Annotated in this window: 21 protein-coding genes; 14 read left to right on the top strand and 7 right to left on the bottom strand. The window is 69.9% G+C overall.

The genetic code is table 11. The features are described 5' to 3' along the window. From IM725_RS16125 to IM725_RS16105, 5 genes are all read left to right on the top strand, one after another. On the top strand, window positions 1-827 hold an 827-nt coding region (locus IM725_RS16125), incomplete at its 5' end, for an ATP phosphoribosyltransferase regulatory subunit (RefSeq protein WP_193781658.1). 30 nt (window positions 828-857) lie between these two features. Continuing rightward, a complete protein-coding gene (locus tag IM725_RS16120) occupies window positions 858-2,189 on the top strand; it encodes an adenylosuccinate synthase (RefSeq protein WP_193781657.1) in 1,332 nt (443 codons plus the stop codon). Between the two features lie 291 nt (window positions 2,190-2,480). After that, window positions 2,481-3,005 carry a phosphoribosyltransferase gene (locus IM725_RS16115; protein ID WP_193781656.1) on the top strand — a complete coding sequence of 175 codons (525 nt, stop codon included), beginning with the start codon at window positions 2,481-2,483 and terminating at the stop codon, window positions 3,003-3,005. A 157-nt stretch (window positions 3,006-3,162) separates the two neighbouring features. Beyond that, window positions 3,163-4,344, top strand: a complete 1,182-nt coding sequence (locus tag IM725_RS16110; RefSeq protein WP_193781655.1) for a PLP-dependent transferase — start codon at window positions 3,163-3,165, stop codon at window positions 4,342-4,344. A gap of 66 nt (window positions 4,345-4,410) precedes the next feature. Next, window positions 4,411-4,599, top strand: a complete 189-nt coding sequence (locus IM725_RS16105; RefSeq protein WP_193781654.1) for a hypothetical protein — start codon at window positions 4,411-4,413, stop codon at window positions 4,597-4,599. A gap of 60 nt (window positions 4,600-4,659) precedes the next feature. Here IM725_RS16105 and mnmH read toward each other — a convergent pair whose 3' ends face one another. Continuing rightward, on the bottom strand, window positions 4,660-5,718 hold the full coding sequence (gene mnmH, locus IM725_RS16100; RefSeq protein ID WP_193781653.1) for a tRNA 2-selenouridine(34) synthase MnmH: 1,059 nt from the start codon (window positions 5,716-5,718) through the stop codon (window positions 4,660-4,662). Then, window positions 5,715-6,296, bottom strand: a complete 582-nt coding sequence (locus IM725_RS16095) for an arylesterase (protein ID WP_227753867.1) — start codon at window positions 6,294-6,296, stop codon at window positions 5,715-5,717. The genes mnmH and IM725_RS16095 overlap by 4 nt, the downstream gene beginning before the upstream one ends. A gap of 61 nt (window positions 6,297-6,357) precedes the next feature. Between IM725_RS16095 and IM725_RS16090 the strand changes: the two genes are divergently transcribed. Genes IM725_RS16090 through IM725_RS16080 form a run of 3 tightly spaced genes read left to right on the top strand, consistent with a single transcriptional unit; the run spans window position 6,358 to window position 8,328 of the window. Further along, window positions 6,358-7,056, top strand: coding sequence for an ABC transporter ATP-binding protein (locus tag IM725_RS16090; protein WP_193781651.1), 699 nt, complete (start codon window positions 6,358-6,360; stop codon window positions 7,054-7,056). 7 nt (window positions 7,057-7,063) lie between these two features. Then, window positions 7,064-7,798 carry a 23S rRNA (guanosine(2251)-2'-O)-methyltransferase RlmB gene (gene rlmB, locus IM725_RS16085; protein ID WP_193781650.1) on the top strand — a complete coding sequence of 245 codons (735 nt, stop codon included), beginning with the start codon at window positions 7,064-7,066 and terminating at the stop codon, window positions 7,796-7,798. After that, window positions 7,795-8,328: a GNAT family N-acetyltransferase gene (locus IM725_RS16080; RefSeq protein ID WP_193781649.1), complete on the top strand. Its 534-nt coding sequence runs from the start codon at window positions 7,795-7,797 to the stop codon at window positions 8,326-8,328. Before rlmB ends, IM725_RS16080 begins: the two co-directional genes overlap by 4 nt. Here IM725_RS16080 and IM725_RS16075 read toward each other — a convergent pair. The 4 genes from IM725_RS16075 to IM725_RS16060 form a co-directional block, all read right to left on the bottom strand. Then, on the bottom strand, window positions 8,325-8,897 hold the full coding sequence (locus IM725_RS16075) for a chromate transporter (RefSeq protein WP_193781648.1): 573 nt from the start codon (window positions 8,895-8,897) through the stop codon (window positions 8,325-8,327). The two genes, IM725_RS16080 and IM725_RS16075, sit on opposite strands and share 4 nt — an antisense overlap. Then, window positions 8,894-9,499 carry a chromate transporter gene (locus IM725_RS16070; protein WP_193781647.1) on the bottom strand — a complete coding sequence of 202 codons (606 nt, stop codon included), beginning with the start codon at window positions 9,497-9,499 and terminating at the stop codon, window positions 8,894-8,896. The genes IM725_RS16075 and IM725_RS16070 overlap by 4 nt, the downstream gene beginning before the upstream one ends. A 201-nt stretch (window positions 9,500-9,700) precedes the next feature. Then, window positions 9,701-11,860, bottom strand: coding sequence for a 3-hydroxyacyl-CoA dehydrogenase NAD-binding domain-containing protein (locus IM725_RS16065; protein WP_193781646.1), 2,160 nt, complete (start codon window positions 11,858-11,860; stop codon window positions 9,701-9,703). A gap of 7 nt (window positions 11,861-11,867) precedes the next feature. Next, window positions 11,868-13,073 (bottom strand): acetyl-CoA C-acetyltransferase, encoded by a 1,206-nt coding sequence (locus IM725_RS16060; RefSeq protein ID WP_193781645.1) that lies wholly within the window; start codon window positions 13,071-13,073, stop codon window positions 11,868-11,870. 68 nt (window positions 13,074-13,141) lie between these two features. Here IM725_RS16060 and IM725_RS16055 point away from each other — a divergent pair, with 68 nt between their 5' ends. The 6 genes from IM725_RS16055 (at window position 13,142) to IM725_RS16030 (ending at window position 18,619) form a co-directional block, all read left to right on the top strand. Next, window positions 13,142-14,305, top strand: coding sequence for an acyl-CoA dehydrogenase family protein (locus IM725_RS16055; RefSeq protein ID WP_193781644.1), 1,164 nt, complete (start codon window positions 13,142-13,144; stop codon window positions 14,303-14,305). Between the two features lie 47 nt (window positions 14,306-14,352). Continuing rightward, a complete protein-coding gene (locus IM725_RS16050; RefSeq protein WP_193781643.1) occupies window positions 14,353-14,745 on the top strand; it encodes a VOC family protein in 393 nt (130 codons plus the stop codon). Between the two features lie 187 nt (window positions 14,746-14,932). Then, complete coding sequence (locus tag IM725_RS16045) at window positions 14,933-15,292, top strand: hypothetical protein (RefSeq protein ID WP_193781642.1); 360 nt, start codon at window positions 14,933-14,935, stop codon at window positions 15,290-15,292. A 197-nt stretch (window positions 15,293-15,489) separates the two neighbouring features. Next, window positions 15,490-15,768, top strand: a complete 279-nt coding sequence (locus tag IM725_RS16040) for a hypothetical protein (protein WP_193781641.1) — start codon at window positions 15,490-15,492, stop codon at window positions 15,766-15,768. 364 nt (window positions 15,769-16,132) lie between these two features. Then, entirely contained in the window at window positions 16,133-18,256 is a 2,124-nt protein-coding gene (locus tag IM725_RS16035) for an AAA family ATPase (RefSeq protein ID WP_193781640.1), read from the top strand. 177 nt (window positions 18,257-18,433) lie between these two features. Then, window positions 18,434-18,619 (top strand): DUF3606 domain-containing protein, encoded by a 186-nt coding sequence (locus tag IM725_RS16030; RefSeq protein ID WP_193781639.1) that lies wholly within the window; start codon window positions 18,434-18,436, stop codon window positions 18,617-18,619. Between the two features lie 4 nt (window positions 18,620-18,623). Here the strand turns inward: IM725_RS16030 and IM725_RS16025 are convergent, their stop codons facing one another. Further along, window positions 18,624-19,250: a hypothetical protein gene (locus IM725_RS16025; RefSeq protein ID WP_193781638.1), complete on the bottom strand. Its 627-nt coding sequence runs from the start codon at window positions 19,248-19,250 to the stop codon at window positions 18,624-18,626. Between the last annotated feature and the right edge of the window lie 93 nt (window positions 19,251-19,343).

Raw genomic sequence — 19,343 nt, 5'->3', positions numbered from 1 at the left:
GCCCCCACGCCACCCGCGAGCCGCTGCAGTTCGGCGCCGAGATCTACGGCCACGCCGGGCTGGAGGCCGACCTGGAGGCCCTGCGCCTGGCGCTCGACTGCCTGCGCGCCACCGGCCTGGCCGATTTCACCCTGGACATGGCCGACGTGCGCATCGTGCGCGCGCTGCTGGCCGGCATCGCGATGGACGCCGCCAGCCTGGCGCGCCTGCACGCGGCCCTGGCCACCAAGGACGCCAGCGAGCTCGACGTGCTGACCCGCGACTTCCCCGCGGCCGCGCGCGAAGGCCTGCGCGCGCTGGTCGGCCTCTATGGGGACGCGCGCGTGCTCGACGAGGCCGCGCGGGTGCTGCCGGCGCTGCCCGAGGTGCGCGCCGCCCTGGACAGCCTGCGCTGGCTCGCCGGGCACCTGGCCGACACCCGCATCAGTTTCGACCTGGCCGACCTGCGCGGCTATGCCTACTACAGCGGCCTGCGCTTCGCGGTCTACACCCCGGGTGCCAGCGACTCGCTGGTGCGCGGCGGCCGCTACGACGAGGTCGGCGCCGTCTTCGGCCGCAACCGGCCGGCCGCCGGCTTCAGCCTGGACCTGAAGGAGCTGGTCGCCGTGGCCGGGCAGCGCCCGCCGCGCACCGCGATCCGCGCGCCCTGGCTGGACGGCGGACCCGGCGCCGGCGAACTGGCCCAGGCCATACGCGCCCTGCGCGAACGCGGCGAAACCGTGGTCTGCATTCTTCCCGGCCACGAGGACGAGGTGGACGAGTTCCACTGCGACCGCGAGCTGGTCCGCGAGGGCCAGGGCTGGACCGTGGCCCCCCGCGCTGCCTGACGACAACCCCATTTCCGAATCGAGATTGACATGACAAAGGCGAAGGGCCGCAACGTGGTCGTGGTCGGCACCCAGTGGGGTGACGAAGGCAAGGGCAAGCTGGTCGACTGGCTGACCGAGATGGCGCAGGGCGTGGTCCGCTTCCAGGGCGGCCACAACGCCGGCCACACGCTGGTCATCAACGGCGTGAAGACCGCGCTGCACCTGATCCCCAGCGGCATCATGCGGCCGGGCGTGAAGTGCTACATCGGCAACGGCGTGGTGCTGTCGGCCGCCAAGCTGTTCGAGGAGATCGAGGGGCTGGAGAACGCGGGCGTGGAGGTGCGTTCGCGCCTGCGCATCAGCGAGGCCTGCCCCCTGATCCTGCCCTTCCATGCCGCGCTGGACGTGGCGCGCGAGACCAAGCGTGAGCAGGGCGGCAGCGAGAAGATCGGCACCACCGGCCGCGGCATCGGCCCTGCCTACGAGGACAAGATCGCCCGCCGCGCGCTGCGCGTGCAGGACCTCAAGCACCCCGAGCGCTTCGCCGAGAAGCTGCGCGTGCTGCTCGACCTGCACAACTTCACGCTGACCCAGTACCTGAACGCGCCGGCCATCGACTTCCGGCAGGTCTTCGACGAATCCATGCGCCATGCCGAGCTGCTCAAGCCCATGATGGCGGACGTCTCGCGGGAGCTGAACGAGGCCAACCTGCACGGCGACAACCTGCTGTTCGAGGGCGCGCAGGGCACGCTGCTGGACGTGGACCACGGCACCTACCCCTACGTCACCTCCAGCAACTGCGTGGCCGGCAACGCCGCCGCCGGTGCCGGCGTGGGCCCGGGCATGCTGCATTACATCCTGGGCATCACCAAGGCCTACTGCACGCGCGTGGGCGGGGGCCCGTTCCCCACCGAGCTGGACTGGCAGACCCCGGGCACCGTGGGCTGGCACCTGTCCACCGTGGGCGCTGAAAAGGGCGTCACCACGGGCCGCAGCCGCCGCTGCGGCTGGTTCGATGCCGCGCTGCTCAAGCGCTCGGCCCAGGTGAACGGGCTTTCCGGCCTGTGCATCACCAAGCTGGACGTGCTGGACGGCCTGGAGGAGTTGAAGCTGTGCACCGGCTACGAGCTCGATGGCGTGCACACCGACATCCTGCCCATGGGCGCCGACGAGATCTCCCGCTGCAAGCCGGTGTACGAGACCCTGCCGGGCTGGAGCGAAAGCACCGTGGGCGTCACCGATTACGAGCAGCTGCCTGTCAATGCGCGTTTGTACTTGCAGCGCATCGAGCAGGTGACCGGCGTGCCCATCGATATGATCTCCACCAGCCCGGACCGCGACCACACCATCATGATGCGGCACCCGTATTTGATTCACTGAAAAATCGCGTTGCGCTTTTCAGTGCGAGCTAGATCAGTGCTGGAAGGACCGGCCATGCCAGCTCCTTCCTGCAAGGGAGACCGTGCTGCATGTTATTCCGCACGGCTTGAGGGGGACGCGGCAGCACGTGCTGCCGCGCGGGGCGGCAAGTGCCGCCCCGTCGTTGGCGGACGGCGCGGAATAGCATGCAGCGCCGTCTCACCTGTGGACAGGAACCGGCTTCGCCGGGCCTGTCCACACAAATTGAAAGGCACTCAGAAATCGCGAAGCGATTTCTGAGTGAACAAGACTATGTTGACCGAAGACGGCAAGCACCTTTACGTCAGCTACGACGAATACCACAACCTGATCGAGAAGCTGGCGATCAAGGTCTGGCAGAGTGGCTGGGAATTCGACACCATCCTCTGCCTGGCCCGCGGCGGGATGCGTCCCGGCGACATCCTCTCGCGCATCTTCGACAAGCCGCTGGCGATCATGTCCACCAGCTCCTACCGCGCCGAGGCCGGCACGGTGCAGGGCCACCTGGACATCGCGCGCTACATCACCACGCCCAAGGGCGAGATCGCGGGCAAGGTGCTGCTGGTGGACGACCTGGCGGATTCCGGCCACACGCTGCACGCGGTGCTGGACTCGCTGCGCACCAGCTACAAGCCGATCACCGAGCTGCGCAGCGCCGTGATCTGGACCAAGGGCCTCTCCAAGTTCACGCCCGACTACTCGGTGGAATTCCTGCCCACCAATCCCTGGATCCACCAGCCCTTCGAGTCCTACGACGCGCTGCGGCCCCAGCAGCTGCTGGAGAAGTGGAAGGTCTAGTCGTCTGAGAATGCTGCGCGATTTTCAGAAGCGATCTCGAGCCTTGCGGCAAGCGAGGCGACGCTGCATGCGATTTCCCGTCGCCTGACCTGGCAGCGCTGAAGGCGCCGCGCGGCCGTTCGCGACGGCGCTTGCACCATGCCGCTAACATGGCCGCATGACCGAGAAGTCCACCCGCCTCATCCACCATCCCTACCGGCCGCCGGCCGGTTTCGAGTCGCCCCAGGTCGCGGTCCACAAGGCTTCGACCATCGTGTTTCCTTCGGTCGCCGCGATCCGACAGCGCGACTGGATCCACAAGCAGGGCTACACCTACGGCCTGCACGGCACGCCCACCACCTTCACCCTGGAAGAGCGCATCGCCACGCTGGAGGGCGGGCGCCATTGCATCCTGGTGCCCAGCGGACTGGCCTCGGTGGCGCACGTGGGGCTGTCGCTGCTCAAGACCGGCGACGACGTGCTGCTGCCCGAGAACGTCTACGGCCCCAGCAAGGCCCTGGCGCAGGGCGAGCTGGCGAATTTCGGCATCACGCACCAGTTCTACGACCCCATGGACCCGGCCGACCTGGCCGCGCGCATCGGCCCGCGCACGCGGCTGGTGTGGCTGGAGGCGCCGGGCTCCGTCTCCATGGAATTCCCGCCGCTGGTGGCGCTGGCCCGGCTGTGCCGCGAGCGCGGCGTGACCAGCGCGCTGGACACCACCTGGCCGGCGGGCATCGCCTTCAACGCCTTCGAGCTGGCGCCGGGCGTGGGCGTGGACGTGGTGGCCCAGGCCCTGACCAAGTACCCCAGCGGCGGCGGTGACGTGCTCATGGGGGCGGTGGTGGTGCGCGACGACGCGCTTCACGAGCGCCTGCAGCGCACCCACATGCGGCTGGGCTGGGGGGTCTCGGGCAACGACGCCGAGCTGGTGCTGCGCTCGCTGCCCAGCATGGCGCTGCGCTACCGCGCCGCCGACCACTCGGCCCGCGCGATCGCGTCCTGGCTGGGCCAGCGCGAGGAGATCGCCCAGGTGCTGCACCCGGCGTTTCCCGGCTCGCCCGGTCACGAGAACTGGCTGGAGGTCTGCGGCGCGGATGGGCAGGCGGCCGGGCTGTTCTCGGTGCTCTTCGATGGCCGCTACACGCAGGCCCAGGTGGACCGCTTCTGCGAGTCGCTGCAGCTCTTCAAGCTGGGCTACTCCTGGGCGTCGCACCTCAGCCTGGTGGTGCCCTACGAGATGCGGACGCTGCGCCGCCACTGGGAACCCGCGGGCGGGCTGGTGCGTTTCTCCATCGGCCTCGAAGACACGGACGACCTGATCGCCGACCTGGACCAGGCGCTCAAGGCGCTCGGCTGAGCCTTCTTTGCGGGCCTTCGCCAATGGCGTACAGTGGGCGCTCCAGAAAATTGCACAGGAAGCGACGTGGCCACCCCCAATTACGGTTTCGAAAAACGCCAGCGCGAACTGGCCAAAAAGAAGAAGAAGGAAGAGAAGCTGAAGGCCAAGGCCGAGCGCAAGTCCGGCGTGGACTCGCCCGAGACCGAGGGGTCGGCGGACGGCGACGAGGAAGCCGGCGGCCAGCCCACGCAGGAGCCCCAGGCGCCCGTCTGAGGCGCACGGCGCCACCCTTGCGGCGTGCCGGTACCCGGCCGCTGCCCGCCAGGCCGCGCTTCAGCCGGCGGCCGCCAGTTGCTGGGCCAGGGCGCCCATCGCCCCCATGGACCGGTCGGAAGGCGCCACCGCCAGCGCCTGCCCGAAACGGCTGAAGTTGCGCTGGATGGACGCCGCATAGCCCGGGTCGTAGTGCTTCTCCAGCAGCTCCCGCACCACGGTCTCCACGTCCCCCGAACGCGCCAGCGCCTGCCACCGCTCCACCACGGCGTGGCCGCGCAGCTGGACCAGGGCTTCCAGGCGCTGGCAGAAGAAGTCGGGGTCGCGCACGAAGAAGTCGTAGTCCTCCATGAGCAGGCCCACCCGCTCGGCCGTGGACAGCTCCAGCGACAGGCAGTCGCTGGCCCGCATGCAGGTGATCAGGGCCTCGGGCACGGCCAGGTTGCCGACCTTGCGGCTCTCGCTCTCCACGTAGACCGGCCGCGCCGGATCGAAGCTGCGCAGGCGCTCCCACACCAGGGTGTCGAAGCGCTTCTGGCTGGGCTGAGGCTGGCCCGGGATCAGGCCCAGCACCGAACTGCGGTGGCTGGCCAGGCCCTCCAGGTCCAGCACCTGGGCGCCCGCCGCCTCCAGCGCCTGCAGCAGCCGGGTCTTGCCCGAGCCGGTGGGGCCGCAGACCACCCGGAAGCGAAGCCGTTCGGCCAGGCCGGGCAACTCGGCCAGCACGGCCGCCCGGAAGGCCTTGTAGCCGCCCTCGACCAGGCTGACCCGGAAGCCGATCTGCCCCAGCACCAGCGACAGCGAGCCGCTGCGCTGGCCGCCGCGCCAGCAGTACACCAGAGGCTTCCAGTCGCGCGGCTTGTCCATCACCTCGCGCTCGATGTGGCGCGAGATATTCGCGGCCACCAGGGCCGCGCCGCGCTTGCGCGCCTCGAAGGGGTTGACCTGCTTGTACAGGGTGCCCACGACGTGCCGCTCCTCGTTGTTGAGCGAGGGCCAGTTCACAGCGCCGGGGATGCGGTCCTCGGCGTATTCGTTCTCGGAGCGGGCGTCGATGACGGCGCTGAATTCATGGAGCCGGCGGATCGCTTCCGCGGCCGGTATGGGATGCACGCTCACCGCAGCAGCTTTCTCAGTTCGGGCCAGATGTTGTCCAGGATGCGCGGGTGCGCCTGTGCCACGGGGTGGATGCGGTCGGCCTGGAACCAGCGCAGGGGTTGCGGGTCGTCGGCGATGCCACGCAGCATGGACGGCACCAGGGCGGCGCCGGTCTTCTTCGCCACGCTGGCGAACAGTGCCTCGAAGCGGCGGCTGTAGTCGGGGCCGTAGTTGGGCGGCACCTGCACGCCCACCACCAGCACCCGGGCGCCGGCCTTGCGCGCAGCCTCGGCCATGGCCTCGAGGTTGGCCTCGGTCATCTCCAGGGGCAGCCCGCGCAATGCGTCGTTGGCACCGAGTTCCAGCACCACCACGTCGGGGTGCTGCGCCGCCAGCAGGGCGGGCAGGCGCGCCCGTCCGCCCGACGTCGTGTCGCCGCTGATGCTGGCGTTGACCACCTGCACCGGCGGCTTCTCGCCGGCCAGGCGCTTGTCCAGCAGGGCCACCCAGCCCGTTCCGCGGGCGAGCCCGTACTCGGCGCTGAGCGAATCGCCCACCACCAGCACCTTGCGCCCGCGCGCCGCGGCCCGCAAAGGCATTGCGCAGCACGCGGCCAGGGCCGCCGCGATAAAGTGGCGTCGGCTGCCACTTCCCACATTCATGTCCGAATCCATCATCTCCGTCGAGCACGTGCACAAGTCCGTCACGGACTCGACCGGCACGCTCGATATTCTCCGCGATATCGATTTCTCGCTGGCCCGGCAGGAAACGGCGGCCATCGTGGGCGCCTCGGGCTCCGGCAAGAGCACGCTGCTGTCCATCATCGCCGGGCTGGACACGCCCACGCGCGGCACGGTGCGCATCGCCGGCGAGGACATCTTCGCGCTCGACGAGGACGCCCGCGCCGCGCTGCGGGCGCGCCAGGTGGGCTTCGTGTTCCAGAGCTTCCAGCTGCTGGGCAACCTCACCGCGCTGGAGAACGTGATGCTGCCGCTGGAGCTGGCGGGCCGCCGCGATTCGCGCAAGGCGGCCTCGGCCATGCTGGAGCGCGTGGGGCTGTCGGCGCGGCTGTCGGCCTATCCGCGCGTGCTCTCGGGCGGCGAGCAGCAGCGCGTGGCCCTGGCGCGGGCCTTCGTGGTGCACCCGGCGCTGCTGCTGGCCGACGAGCCCACCGGCAGCCTGGATTTCGCCACGGGCGAGGCCGTGATGGCGCTGATGTTCGAGCTCAACCGGGAGCAGGGGACCACCCTGGTGCTGGTCACGCACGACCGGGCGATCGCGGCGCGCTGCGGCCGGCGCATCACCATCGAGGCCGGGCGCATCGCGGCGAACGAGGCGGCGGGTTCGGCGCTGGGATAATCCCGGCATGTCCTCTGCCAAAGTCCTGTTCGGGTTCCACGCCGTCGGTGTGCGGCTCAAGACCGCCCCCGGCTCCATCGTCGAACTCTACGTGGACCCGTCCCGCAAGGACGCCCGCATGCGCCAGTTCGTCGCCCGCGCCGAGGAGGCGGGCGTGCGCATCATCGAGGCCGACGGCCTGCGCCTGTCCAAGCTGGCGGGCAGTGCCGGCCACCAGGGCGTGGCCGCGCGCGTGCAGCCGTTGCCGGTCACCCATTCGCTGGACGACCTGCTGGACGGCCTCACGCAGCCGCCCTTGCTGCTGGTGCTGGACGGCGTGACCGACCCGCACAACCTGGGCGCCTGCCTGCGCGTGGCCGACGGTGCGGGCGCGCACGCCGTGATCGCCCCCAAGGACCACGCGGTGGGCATCAACGCCACGGTGGCCAAGGTCGCCAGCGGCGCGGCCGAGACCGTGCCCTACTTCATGGTGACCAACCTGGCGCGCACGCTGGGCGAGCTGAAGGAACGCAGCATCTGGTGCGTGGGCACCAGCGACGACGCGCCGCGCACGCTCTACCAGGCCGATTTCAAGGCGCCCACGGCCTTCGTCCTGGGCGCCGAGGGCAGCGGCATGCGCCAGCTCACGCGCAAGACCTGCGACGAGCTGGTGAGCATTCCCATGCGCGGCGCCGTGGAGAGCCTGAACGTCTCGGTGGCCAGCGGCGTGTGCCTCTACGAGGCGCTGCGCCAGCGCGCATGAGCCCGGCGCCTGCGCGCCCGGCGAGGCCGCGCGGGCCGGTGGTGGTGGTACGCATCAGCGTCGCCGACCGGGCGCATTTCATCGCCGCGGCTTGCGCCAGCCGCACGCTCCATGCACCCTGGGTGCAGCCGCCCCTGGACGCGGCGGGCTTCGACGCGCTGCTGGCCCGCCTGTCCGCGCCCGATCACGCGGGGTTCGTGCTGCGGCGCGCGCAGGACGGCGCGCTCGCGGGCTATGCGGGGCTCTCCAACATCGTGCGCGGGGCCTTCCAGAGCGCCCACCTGGGCTATTACGCCTTCGCGGGCTGCGAGCGCCAGGGCCTGATGAAGGCCGGCCTGCGGCTGGTGCTGCGCGAGGCCCTGGGCCCCATGGGCCTGCACCGGGTGGAGGCGAACATCCAGCCGGACAACCTGGCCTCGCTGGCGCTGGTCCGCTCGCTCGGTTTCCAGCGGGAGGGCTTCTCGCCGCGCTATCTCAAGATCCGCGGCCGCTGGCGCGACCACGAGCGCTGGGCCCTGCTGGCGCCCTAGACCCAGCCCAGCGCCCCCAGCAGCGCCCCCAGGCCCAGCAGCCACAGCAGGTGCACCCGCGTGCGCCACATCACCAGCGCCGACAGCCCGGACAGCAGCCAGAGCGGCCAGTGGGATGGGTCCTCGTGGCCGCTGCGGGTGAGGATCCAGCCGGTGGCGACCATGAGCGCCACCACGATGGGCGCCAGGCCCTGCTTGAACGCCCGCACCTCGCGGCGCTGGCTGTTGCGCCCGCCCCAGCGCGAGGCGACGAAGGCCAGCACGCTGCCAGGCAGCAGGATGCCCAGCATGCACACCGCCATGCCCAGCAGGGCGCTGCCATAGCCGCCCGCGTTCAGGCCCAGGTTCCAGCCCAGGAGCGCCACGAACAGCACGTTGGGGCCCGGGGCGGCCTGTGCGATCGCGATGGAGGCATTGAACTGCGCATCGCCCAGCCAGCCGTGCTCGTCCACCAGGTAGCGGTGCATGTCGGGCACGGTGGTGATGGCCCCGCCCACGGAGAGCAGGGAGAGCATCAGGTAGTGGCCGAACAGGCCGGCCCAGTCCTGCAGCGTCAGCACGATGCTCATGCGCGCTGCTCCGGCAGCCGCCACCAGGTCAGCACGCAGGCGGGCCCGCCCAGGCCCAGCAGCACCCAGCCCAGGGGCCAGCGCAGCAGCGCGATGGCGACGAAGGTGGCCGCCGCCAGCAGGGCGCAGGGCAGGGGGCCCAGGGGGTGCGTGCGCAGCGCGGCCGTGAGCTTCAGCCCGGTGGCCGTGATCAGCCCGGCCGTGACCGCGCCCATGCCGCGCAGCGCACCCTCCACCTGGGGCACGCCGGCGAAGTGCGAGTGCAGCAGGGCCAGCACCAGCACCACCAGCAGGGGCACGCACAGGATGCCGCCCAGCGCCGCGAAGGCGCCGCGCCAGCCGAAGTAGCGGTCGCCCATCATCAGGGCCAGGTTGACGATGTTGGGCCCGGGCAGCACCTGCGCCACGGCCCACTCCTGCACGAACTCTTCGCGCGTGAGCCAGCGCTTGTCCTCCACCAGCACGCGCTGGACGACGGCGAGCACGCCGCCGAAGCCCTGCAGCGCGAGCCAGGTGAAGGACAGGAACAGGTCTTGGGGCGAACGCGGCCGGGCCGGCGGCGTGGAATCGGTGGCCGGAGGCTGGCCGGCGGGGGAAGTCATCCGCGGATTATCGCGGCGCCTGCGTCCCCCGCGCCCGGGCCGGAACTGGTTTCAGTCCGGCGCCGGGCGGGCGACTTTTCCCATCTTCCCTCGATTGCGTGACAGCAATGCGGCCATCCTAGGCAGGCCGGCTGGCGCCGGGCCGCGGACGCAATCTCATCGGTTTGTAGGACAAGAGCGTCTTCGCGGGCCCCGTGCCCATCACCAGGAAGGCTGGTGGCGCAGCAGGGCTTCGCGCACCCGGGGCGTCACCGCGTAGCCCGGCCCGTGCGCGTCCGCCAGCTGGGCGGCGCGCTCGCAGAACGCGCCCACGCCCTGGCCGTAGATGAACTGCAGCGCCCCGCCGGTCCAGGCCGGGAAGCCGATGCCGAAGATCGAGCCGATGTTGCCGTCGTGCACCGAGGTCAGCACGCCCTCGGCCAGGCAGCGCGCGGTCTCCACGGCCTGGCGGTACAGCAGCCGGTCCTTCAGGGTCTGCAGGTCCCAGGCCACGCCGGGCTTCTCGAACAGCGCCTTCAGCTGGGGCCAGAGGAACTTGCGCGCGCCCGCATCCTGCGGGTACTCGTAGAAGCCGCCACCGCCAGCACGGCCGGGGCGGTCGAATTCCTTGACCATGCGCTCCACCAGCAGCTCGCCGGGGGATGCGATGTAGGTGCCGCCTTCGGCGCGCACGTCGGCACGGGTCTGGTCCAGCACGTGGACGGACAGCGAAAGCGCGGTCTCGTCCATCACTGCCAGCGGTCCCACCGGCATGCCGGCCTCGACACCGGCGCGCTCGATCACCGCCGCCGGAATGCCTTCACCCAGCATGGCCGCGCCCTCCATCACGAAGGTGCCGAACACGCGCGAGGTGAAGAAGCCGCGCGAGTCGTTGACCACGATGGGGATCTTGCCCAGGGCCTGCACGTAGTCGAAGGCGCGTGCGACCGTGTCGTCGCCGGTGGCCTGGCCGCGGATGATCTCCACCAGCTTCATCTTGTCGACCGGGCTGAAGAAATGGATGCCGACGAACTTCGTGGCATCTCGGCTGGCCTGGGCCAGCCCGGTGATGGGCAGGGTCGAGGTGTTGCTGGCGAAGAAGCCCCCCGGCGCGAGCATCGGCTCGGCCTCCCGCGTCACTTCGGCCTTGAGCTGGCGGTTCTCGAACACCGCCTCGATGATCAGGTCGCAGCCCTGCAGGTCGGCCATCCTGTCGGTGGCGTGGATGCGCTCGAGGATGGCCGCCTGGGCCTGTTCGCTCATGCGGCCGTCCGTCACCCGCCGGGCGGTGAGCTTGCGCGTGTAGCCCTTGCCCGCCTCGGCCTTCTCGGCACTGACGTCGCGCAGCACGGTGGCGATGCCGCGGGTGGCCTGGGCATGGGCGATGCCTGCGCCCATCATGCCGGCGCCCAGGATGCCCACCTTGCCCGGCTTCCAGCGCTCGCTCGCCCCCGGGCGCGAACGGCCGGAGCGGATGGCGTTCATGTCGAAGAAGAACGTGTTGATCATGTTCTTCGCGACCGGCGACACGATGAGCCGCGCCAGGTAGCGCGACTCGATGCGGGTGGCGGTGTCGTAGTCCACCTGCGCGCCCTCGACCATGGCGGCCAACGCGTACTCGGGCGCGGGGTAGAGGCCGTGCGTCTTCTTGCGCAGCATGGCGGGCGCCACGGTCAGCGCACCGGCCACCTTGGGGCTGGCGGGCGTGCCGCCCGGCATCTTGTAGTTCTTGTCGTCCCAGGGATGGTGGGCCGGCGCCTCGCCGGCGGCGTGGCGCGCCACCCAGGCGAGGCCGGCGTCGCGCAGCGCGGCGGCATCGGGCACCAGCTCGTGCACCAGGCCCAGCGACAGCGCTTCGCCCGGATTGAAGAGCTTGCTCTCCATGATGTAGGGCTGTGCCCCCATCAGGCCCAGCAGCCGCGTCATCTTGGTGATGCCGCTGGCGCCGGGGATCAGGCCCAGCGTCAGCTCGGGAAGGCCGAACTGCACCTTGGGGTCGTCCACGGCCACGCGGTAGTGGCCCACCAGGGCCAACTCCCAGCCCCCGCCCAGGGCCGAGCCGTTGAGCAGGCTCACCACCGGCTTGCCCAGGGTCTCCAGGGTGCGGAAGTTCTTCTTGGTCTGCTCGATCTCCTGGAACACGCGCGGCGCGTCGGCCTGCGTGAGGCGCATGGTGCCCTTGAGGTCGGCGCCGGCGAAGAAGGTCTTCTTGGCCGAGGCGAGCAGGATGCCGCGTATCGAGTCCTTGTCGCGCACGACCTGCTGCGTGGCCTCGGTGAGGTCGCGCTGCCAGTCGGCGCACATGGTGTTGACCGGCGAGCCGGGCTCGTCAAAGGTGAGGGTGGCGATGCCGTCGTGCAGCGCGTAGCGAATGGTCTTCATGGAAGGCTCAGAGTCTCTCGACGATGGTGGCGATGCCCATGCCCCCGCCCACGCACAGCGTGGCGAGGCCGAAGCGCAGCTTGCGGCGGTGCAGTTCGTCCACCAGGGTGTTCAGGATCATGGCGCCGGTGGCGCCCAGCGGGTGCCCCATGGCGATGGCGCCGCCGTTGACGTTCACCTTCTCGTGCGGCACGCCCATCTCGCGCATGAACTTCATGGGCACGGCGGCGAAGGCCTCGTTCACCTCGAACAGGTCGATCTGGTCAATCGTCATGCCGGCCTTGGCCAGCGCCTTGCGCGCCGCGGGCATGGGGCCGGTGAGCATGATGGTCGGGTCGGCCCCCGAGAGCGCGGCGGCGACGATGCGCGCGCGCGGCTTCAGGCCATGGTCGCGCCCGGCCTGTTCGCTGCCGATCAGGATGGCGGCGGCGCCGTCCACGATGCCCGAGGAATTGCCCGCGTGGTGCACGTGGGCGATGCGCTCCACCTGCGGGTAGCGGCTCAGCGCCACGTCGTCGAAGCCCATGGCGCCCAGCTGCTCGAAGGCGGGCTTGAGCGAGGCCAGGCCCTCCATCGTCGTGCGCGGCTTGATGAACTCGTCGTGGTCCAGCACCACCTGGCCCAGCATGTCGCGCACCGGCACCACGGAGCCGGCGAAGAAGCCGCCCTCGCGTGCGGCGGCCGCGCGGCGCTGGCTCTCCAGCGCGAAGGCGTCCACGTCGTCCCGGCTGAAGCCTTCCAGCGTGGCGATCAGGTCGGCGCCTATGCCCTGGGGCACGAAGGCGGTGGCGGTGTTGGTCTCCGGGTCCTGCGCCCAGGCGCCGCCGTCGGAGCCGATCGGCACGCGGCTCATGCTTTCCACACCGCCGGCGACGACCAGGTCCTCCCAGCCGGAGCGCACCTTCTGCGCCGCCATGTTCACGGCCTCCAGGCCCGAGGCGCAGAAGCGGTTCAGCTGCACCCCGGCGCAGCGCCAGTCCCAGCCCGCCTTGAGCGCGGCGACCTTGGCGATCACCGAACCCTGCTCGCCGATGGGCGAGACCACGCCCATGACCACGTCGTCCACCTGGCCGGTGTCGAAATCGTTGCGCTTCTGCAGGTCGGCCAGCACACCGGCCAGCAGGTTGACGGGCTTGACCTCGTGCAGGCTGCCGTCCTTCTTGCCCTTGCCGCGCGGGGTGCGGATGGCGTCGTAGATGAATGCCTCGCTCATGGGGGATCTCCAGCGTGTGACATTGCAGTATATTCATTTCCACCAAGCACCCGCTCAGTGAAAATCCAATGATAGAACGCACCCTCTTCAGCGCCGAGCACGAGGCCTTCCGCGACAGCTTCCGCCGCTTCATGGACAAGGAAATCGCGCCGCACCACGAGCGCTGGGAGGAGCAGGGCTACGTGGACCGCGACGTCTGGGACAAGGCCGGCGCCAACGGCTTCCTGTGTCCCACCCTGCCGGCTGCGTACGGCGGCTCGGACGCCGACAAGCTGTACTCGGTGATCCAGATGGAGGAGCTGGCGCGGGCCGGCTGGACGGGGATCGGCTTCAGCCTGCACAACGAAATCGTTGCGCCGTACCTGCTGCACTACGGCACCGAGGCGCAGAAGGAGCGTTACCTGCCCCGGCTCGCGAGCGGCGCGATGATAGGCGCCATCGCCATGAGCGAGCCCGCCGCGGGCAGCGACCTGCAGGGGGTGAAGAGCAGCGCGCTGCGCCAGCCCGACGGCAGCTACCTGCTGAACGGCAGCAAGACCTTCATCACCAATGGCTGGCACGCCGACCTGGTCATCGTGGTGGCCAAGACCAACCCGCAGGCGGGCGCCAAGGGCACCAGCCTGTTCCTGGTCGAGCGCGGCATGCCCGGTTTCGACAAGGGCAAGCGGCTGAAGAAGGTGGGCCTGAAAGCGCAGGACACCTCGGAGCTGTTCTTCGACAACGTCCGCCTGGCGCCCGAGCAGCTGCTGGGCGGCGCGGCCATGGAGAACCGCGGCTTCATCTGCCTGATGGAACAGCTGCCCTGGGAGCGGCTGCAGATCGCGGTCACGGCGGTGGCCTCGGCCCAGGCCGCCATTGACTGGACGGTGCAGTACACCCGCGAGCGCAAGGTCTTCGGCCAGCCGGTGGCCAGCTACCAGAACACGCGCTTCACCCTGGCCGAGCTGCAGACCGAGGTGCAGGTGGCGCGGGTCTTCGTCGACAAGTGCCTGGAGCTGGTGCAGGCGGGCGCACTGGACACGGCGACGGCCAGCATGGCGAAGTACTGGTGCTCCGACCTGCAGTGCAAGGTGATGGACGCCTGCGTGCAGCTGCACGGGGGCTACGGCTTCATGTGGGAGTACCCGATCGCCCGCGCCTGGGCGGACGCCCGCGTGCAGCGCATCTATGGCGGCACCAACGAGATCATGAAGGAAGTTATTACACGTTCCATGGGCCTGGGCGCCGCCTGAGCGCGGCGCGGCGGACAATGCCAGCCCCCAACCGCCAGGAGGCTTGCATGAACCCCGTCGTACATTTTGAATTCCCCTACGAGGACCGCGCCCGCATCGCGCGCTTCTACGAACAGGCGTTCGGCTGGAAGCTGCAGATGCTGGGCCCCGAGATGGGCCACTACGTGGTGGCCGTGACGGCCGAGTCCGACGCCGGGCCGCGTGGCGTGCGTGGCGCGATCAACGGCGGCTTCTTCCAGCGCCAGCCCGGCGCCGCCGACCAGGTGCCTTCGGTCGTCATCGCGGTCGACGACCTCGCCGACGCCCGGGCCCGCGTGCGGGAGGCGGGTGGCGAGCTGCTGGGCGAGCCCATGCCGATTCCCGGCGTGGGGCAGTACGCGAGCTTCCGCGACACCGAGGGCAACCGCGTCAGCCTGTTGCAGCCGCTGCCCATGGCCTAGCGAGGGAGCCCGGCCCAGGTGTGGGGCACGGATACAGGGGGGCCGCTTCGCACCGTTTCAGCGTTGCCGCCACACCGGCGTGCCTTGTGGCGGCCTGCTGTGACGCTTGGCTACCATTGATGCGCTTGGAAGCCGGACGTAGCGGATGGCTGTGGCAACCTTCAATGGTTCACCCCATCCGCTCGCCATGAATCTCGTCGTCGCCGCCCGCCATGAAGGCCCCCTCGTGCGTTTCCACGTGGAGGGACGTTGGCAAAGTGGCGATGCGCTCAAGCTGGCCTACTTCATCAAGGCCGCGGCGAGCCGGGTGCGCGGCGACCAGCTCCTGATCGACCTGACCGGCGTGCGCACGCCGCCCGGCGTGCAGGAGAAGTTCCTGATCTGCGACCGGCTGCGCCGCGCCCTCACGCCCAAGATGCGGGTCGGCCTGGTGACGCCCGAGGACCTGGTGGATGGCAGCGAGCTGCCCGCACCCCTGGTGGGCTGCCCGGACATCGCGCTCTTCCCGGCAGAGCCCGAGGCCCGCGCCTGGTTGCGCCACGCCTGAGCCAGCACCAAAAAAATTCCCCCGGACCGCAGGGGACCGAGGGAATAGAAGGGCCGGGGGAAGAAACTTGAAGAAAACCCGGCCCTGAGATTGGAGTGTGCGTCCGGGCGACGGTTCCCGCAAGCCATGAATCGATGCCGTCCTACACCGCGAGGCGTGCTCGTCTTTCCACAATGGACGCCCGCCAGGAGAGCGAGATGGAACGCATCACCGGACCCTTCAACGGCTTCTTCATCGCCACGCGCGTGACCCACGGCCACGGGAACGAGGCCGGCTGGCAGGCCCTCGCCAAGATATGCCGCGGCCGCCCCGACAACTTCCGTGACGCCTTCTGCTGCGCCAGCGTGGCCCCCGCCCAGGCCTTCGAGACCGCCCAGGAAGCCCTGGCCGACGCAGAGGGCCGCGCCCGCGCGCAGACCGGCACCCTGGCCGCGTTCGCCTTCGCACCCGCCCAGCAGCAGGCCACGCCCGCCTGAAGCGCACCCCATCCAGGGCCACCGCAGAACCGGCTCTGCCGGTCTGCTGGTGGCGCCCCCTTGAGGGGGAAGCGCCGCAGGCGCTTCGGGGGTGGGCATTGACGTGACATATCTCACGCGATGCGCCTTCAAGCGCAGGCCGTGCTTGCAAACACTGGTTGGGCAGGGATGCGCTCTGTAGGATTGCACTGACATCACGGCAGGCAGTACGCGCGTCTTCCCCATAAAAAAAGCGGCCCGGACAGAAGAGCAACCGCCGCGCGACCCGCCCCCGTCCCGAAGAAAACGTTTGATTTGCCATCCCCACGGCGACCCGCGAGCGAGCGGGGCGGCGCGGGCCTGTTTCGCCTCTTCAAGGTCATCCATGTCGGATCTTTCCGCCACTTCCTCCACCGCCGAGTCGCTGCCCGACGAGGACGCTCCCGGCAGCTTCTGGCTCAGCGTGCGCAAGCTGGCTGCACGCGTGCAGGACTGGTTCATCATCCAGCCGCTGTCCATCCGCCTGCTGGTGGTCGCCGTTGCGCTGCTCATCCCGGCGACGGGCATTTACTCCGCGTCCGTGATTCGCGAGCAGGCGCAGATGGCCGAGGTCGTCAAGGGCATGGGCGGCGGTGCGCCGCAGGGCCAGGCGGCCGCCATCGACACGCACCTGCCCATCGCCTTCGGCAGCGGCTCGCTGGTCGGCTTCCTGGACGCCAACCCGGTGCAGCGCATCACCGTGGTCTACAAGCCGCTGATGTGGAACGTGTCCGAGCGCATCGTCATCGTCGAGTCCGCCGGCCACCAGTACGCCTGGTACCCCAGCGACCTGGAAACCAAGATCTTCACCGACCGCGCGGTGAGCGCGGGCTGGGGCGGCAAGCTGGCCTTCGTGCCCCGGGCCGACCTGGACCCCGCCAGCCTCACGGTGCTGGAGCGCCTGGAGAACCGCTTCCAGGGCGCCCGCCCGCAGTCCGAGAAGGAAGGCTGGAAGGCCGGCGTCAGCGGCGTGCTGTCCGCCACCCTGACCCTGGGCCTGATCGGCTTCCTGTTCTTCCAGATGAAGGGGCAGTTCAAATCGCTGAAGTTCATGGAGCCCGGCCAGGTGCAGGGCGACCTGGACGACCTGGTGGGCATGGACGACATCAAGGCCGAGGTCGCGCAGATCAAGGACCAGTACCAGCGCCGCGCCGAGTACGCCGAGTACGGCATCAGCAAGCCCTTCAACGTGATGTTCAGCGGCCCGGCCGGCACGGGCAAGACCAAGCTCGCCAGCTACCTGGCCAAGGAACTGAACCTGCCCATCCTCTTCCACTCGGCCGCGAACCTGGAGACGGGCTACGTGGCGGGGGGCTCCAACACGCTGTCGCGCATCGTCGCCCTGGCCAAGCGGCGCAAGCGCTGCATCGTCTTCTTGGACGAGGCGCAGGACCTGTTCATGAAGCGCGGCGGCCACCGCAAGTTCGACGACGACACGCAGAACACGCTGCTTGCCGTGCTGGACGGCGTGCGCACCAAGAGCGAAGCCGAGATCATCTGGATCGTGGCCTCCAACTTCAACAGCGAGCAGATGCAGATGGACGAAGCCATGCTGCGCCGCTTCCAGATGAAGGTCGATTTCCGCCTGCCCAACCGCGAGGAGCGCCTGGCCATCGTGCAGCACTACCTGTCGCAGCGCGCGGACAAGGTCGAGCCCGGCCTGGACCTGCGCCACCTGGTGGAACTGACCGAGGGCCGCAGCCCGGCCGACCTGGAGACCATCGTCAACCAGGCGGGCATCACCGCGGTGCAGGCCGGCGGCATGATAGGCACCGCCACCCTGATGGGGGCCGCCGAGCGCGTGCTGGTGGGCAACGTCAACGCCAACACCACCAAGGAGCGCGAGCGCGACCGCCGCATCATCGCGATCCACGAGTGGGGCCACTTCCTGGTCGATTTCGAATCCGAGCGGCGCCTGGCCGGTGGCGACTGGGAGGTGCTGCAGGCGCAGATGAAGACCATCAAGATCTCGCTCAAGGCCAACCCGCGCAACAACGCGCTGGGCTTCGTGTTCCACAAGCAGGGCGCGAACCTGCTCAAGACCAAGGGCGACATCGAGCACGACGTGCGCGTGCTGCTGGGCGGCATGGCCAACGAGGAGCTGTTCTTCGGCGAGGAAGGCACCACCAACGGCGCCCACAACGACATCACCCGTGTCACGCGCCTGCTGCACCACGCGGTGGCCGAGATGGGCATGTACCGCAAGACGCGGCTGAACTTCGGCGCGCTGTCGGACAACGGCGGCAAGTCGCTGGACGAGGAGACGCGCAGCATCATGGAGGCCCAGAGCGAGCGGCTCTACGGCGAGACCAAGACCCTGCTGGCCCGCATGAAGCCGCTGACCGAGCACCTGGCCGGCAAGCTCATGGACAAGGGCGAGATGGGCCTGTCCGAAGCCCTGCACGAGATCCGCAGCTTCGAGGCGGCCTGCCACGAGTTCTCCAGCCGCGCCGGCCTGGCCAGCGCCTGAGGCCGGGCGGCGGGCACGCACACAAGGGCCGGGCCTACAGCAGACGCCCGGCTTTTCGCACGGCCGCAGGCCACCTCGTCCGTCGGGGTGCGACGGCCGCGGCACCTAGGCTCTTCTCATCGCGGGAGGGCAGGCTTCGAGGAAGGCTCCTCCTGCATCGCAGAAGGAGCTTTTTTCATGGGCGACGAGACAGCGATGGCCGTGTCGCACGACGACGCGCTGGTGGTGCGGCTGGACCCGGAATGGGAAAGGCGCAACTGGATTCACTGGCTGCATTGCAGCGAACCCGAGTTGCGCCTGGCGGTGGAGACCGTGGGGGACGATCCCGACAACGTGCGCCGCTTCCTGCGGCAGGCCCGCTGAGGCCTTACTTCTTCGCCGGCTTGCTGGCGGAGGCCGCACCCTGCGGGGCACCGCTCACGCCCAGCTTGCGGGCGATGGACTGCTCCAGGGCCTGCACGCGCGGCTCGACCGTGGGACGCGTTTCCGCGATCAGCTTCTCGACCAGGACGCGCTGCATGTCGTCGCCGGTGCGCTGGAACTTGGTGTAGACCGGCGACTCCAGGAAGGCCGCGACCTGGCGCAGTTCATCCTCGGTGAAGCGTTCGTCGAGCAGGGCGCCGATGGTGGAGGGGCCGAGCGCGACGGCGCGCTGGCGAACCTGCGGCGCGGTGTCGTTCACGTACTTCTGCACCTCGGCCTGGATGTCCCGGCCCACGGCTTCCTGCTTGTCCTTGGCGACGCGCTGGGGCAGGGCGTTGCCCGCCGCATTCATCAGCTCGGCCGCCGGCTGCTCCACCAGCCGCTGGGCGATGGCTTCGATGCTCGGCTGCTGGGCCTTGAGGATGCGCGCGATCAGCTCGCGCTTGGCGGGGCTGGAAGGCGCCGCCGGCGCCGCGGGGGCCGCGGGTGCCGGTGCGGGCGCCGCGCCCTGGGCGTACACCGCGCCGGCCGCCAGGGCCAGCGCCGCGATCAGGCTGTGGCGGGTGCGCACGCGCTCAACCGCCCTTGTGCGGGCGCTTGCCCGGGTTCTTCTTGCTGCGCGTGGCGACGCCGCGCTCGAGGCTGACCTTCTGGCCGCCGCCGG

Origin of the sequence: Ramlibacter aquaticus, from assembly GCF_015159745.1 — a bacterium.
GTDB classification, from domain to species: Bacteria; Pseudomonadota; Gammaproteobacteria; order Burkholderiales; family Burkholderiaceae_C; genus Ramlibacter; species Ramlibacter aquaticus.
Note: the sequence above shows the minus strand (reverse complement) of the source record. Positions and strands in the feature narration are given on the sequence as shown.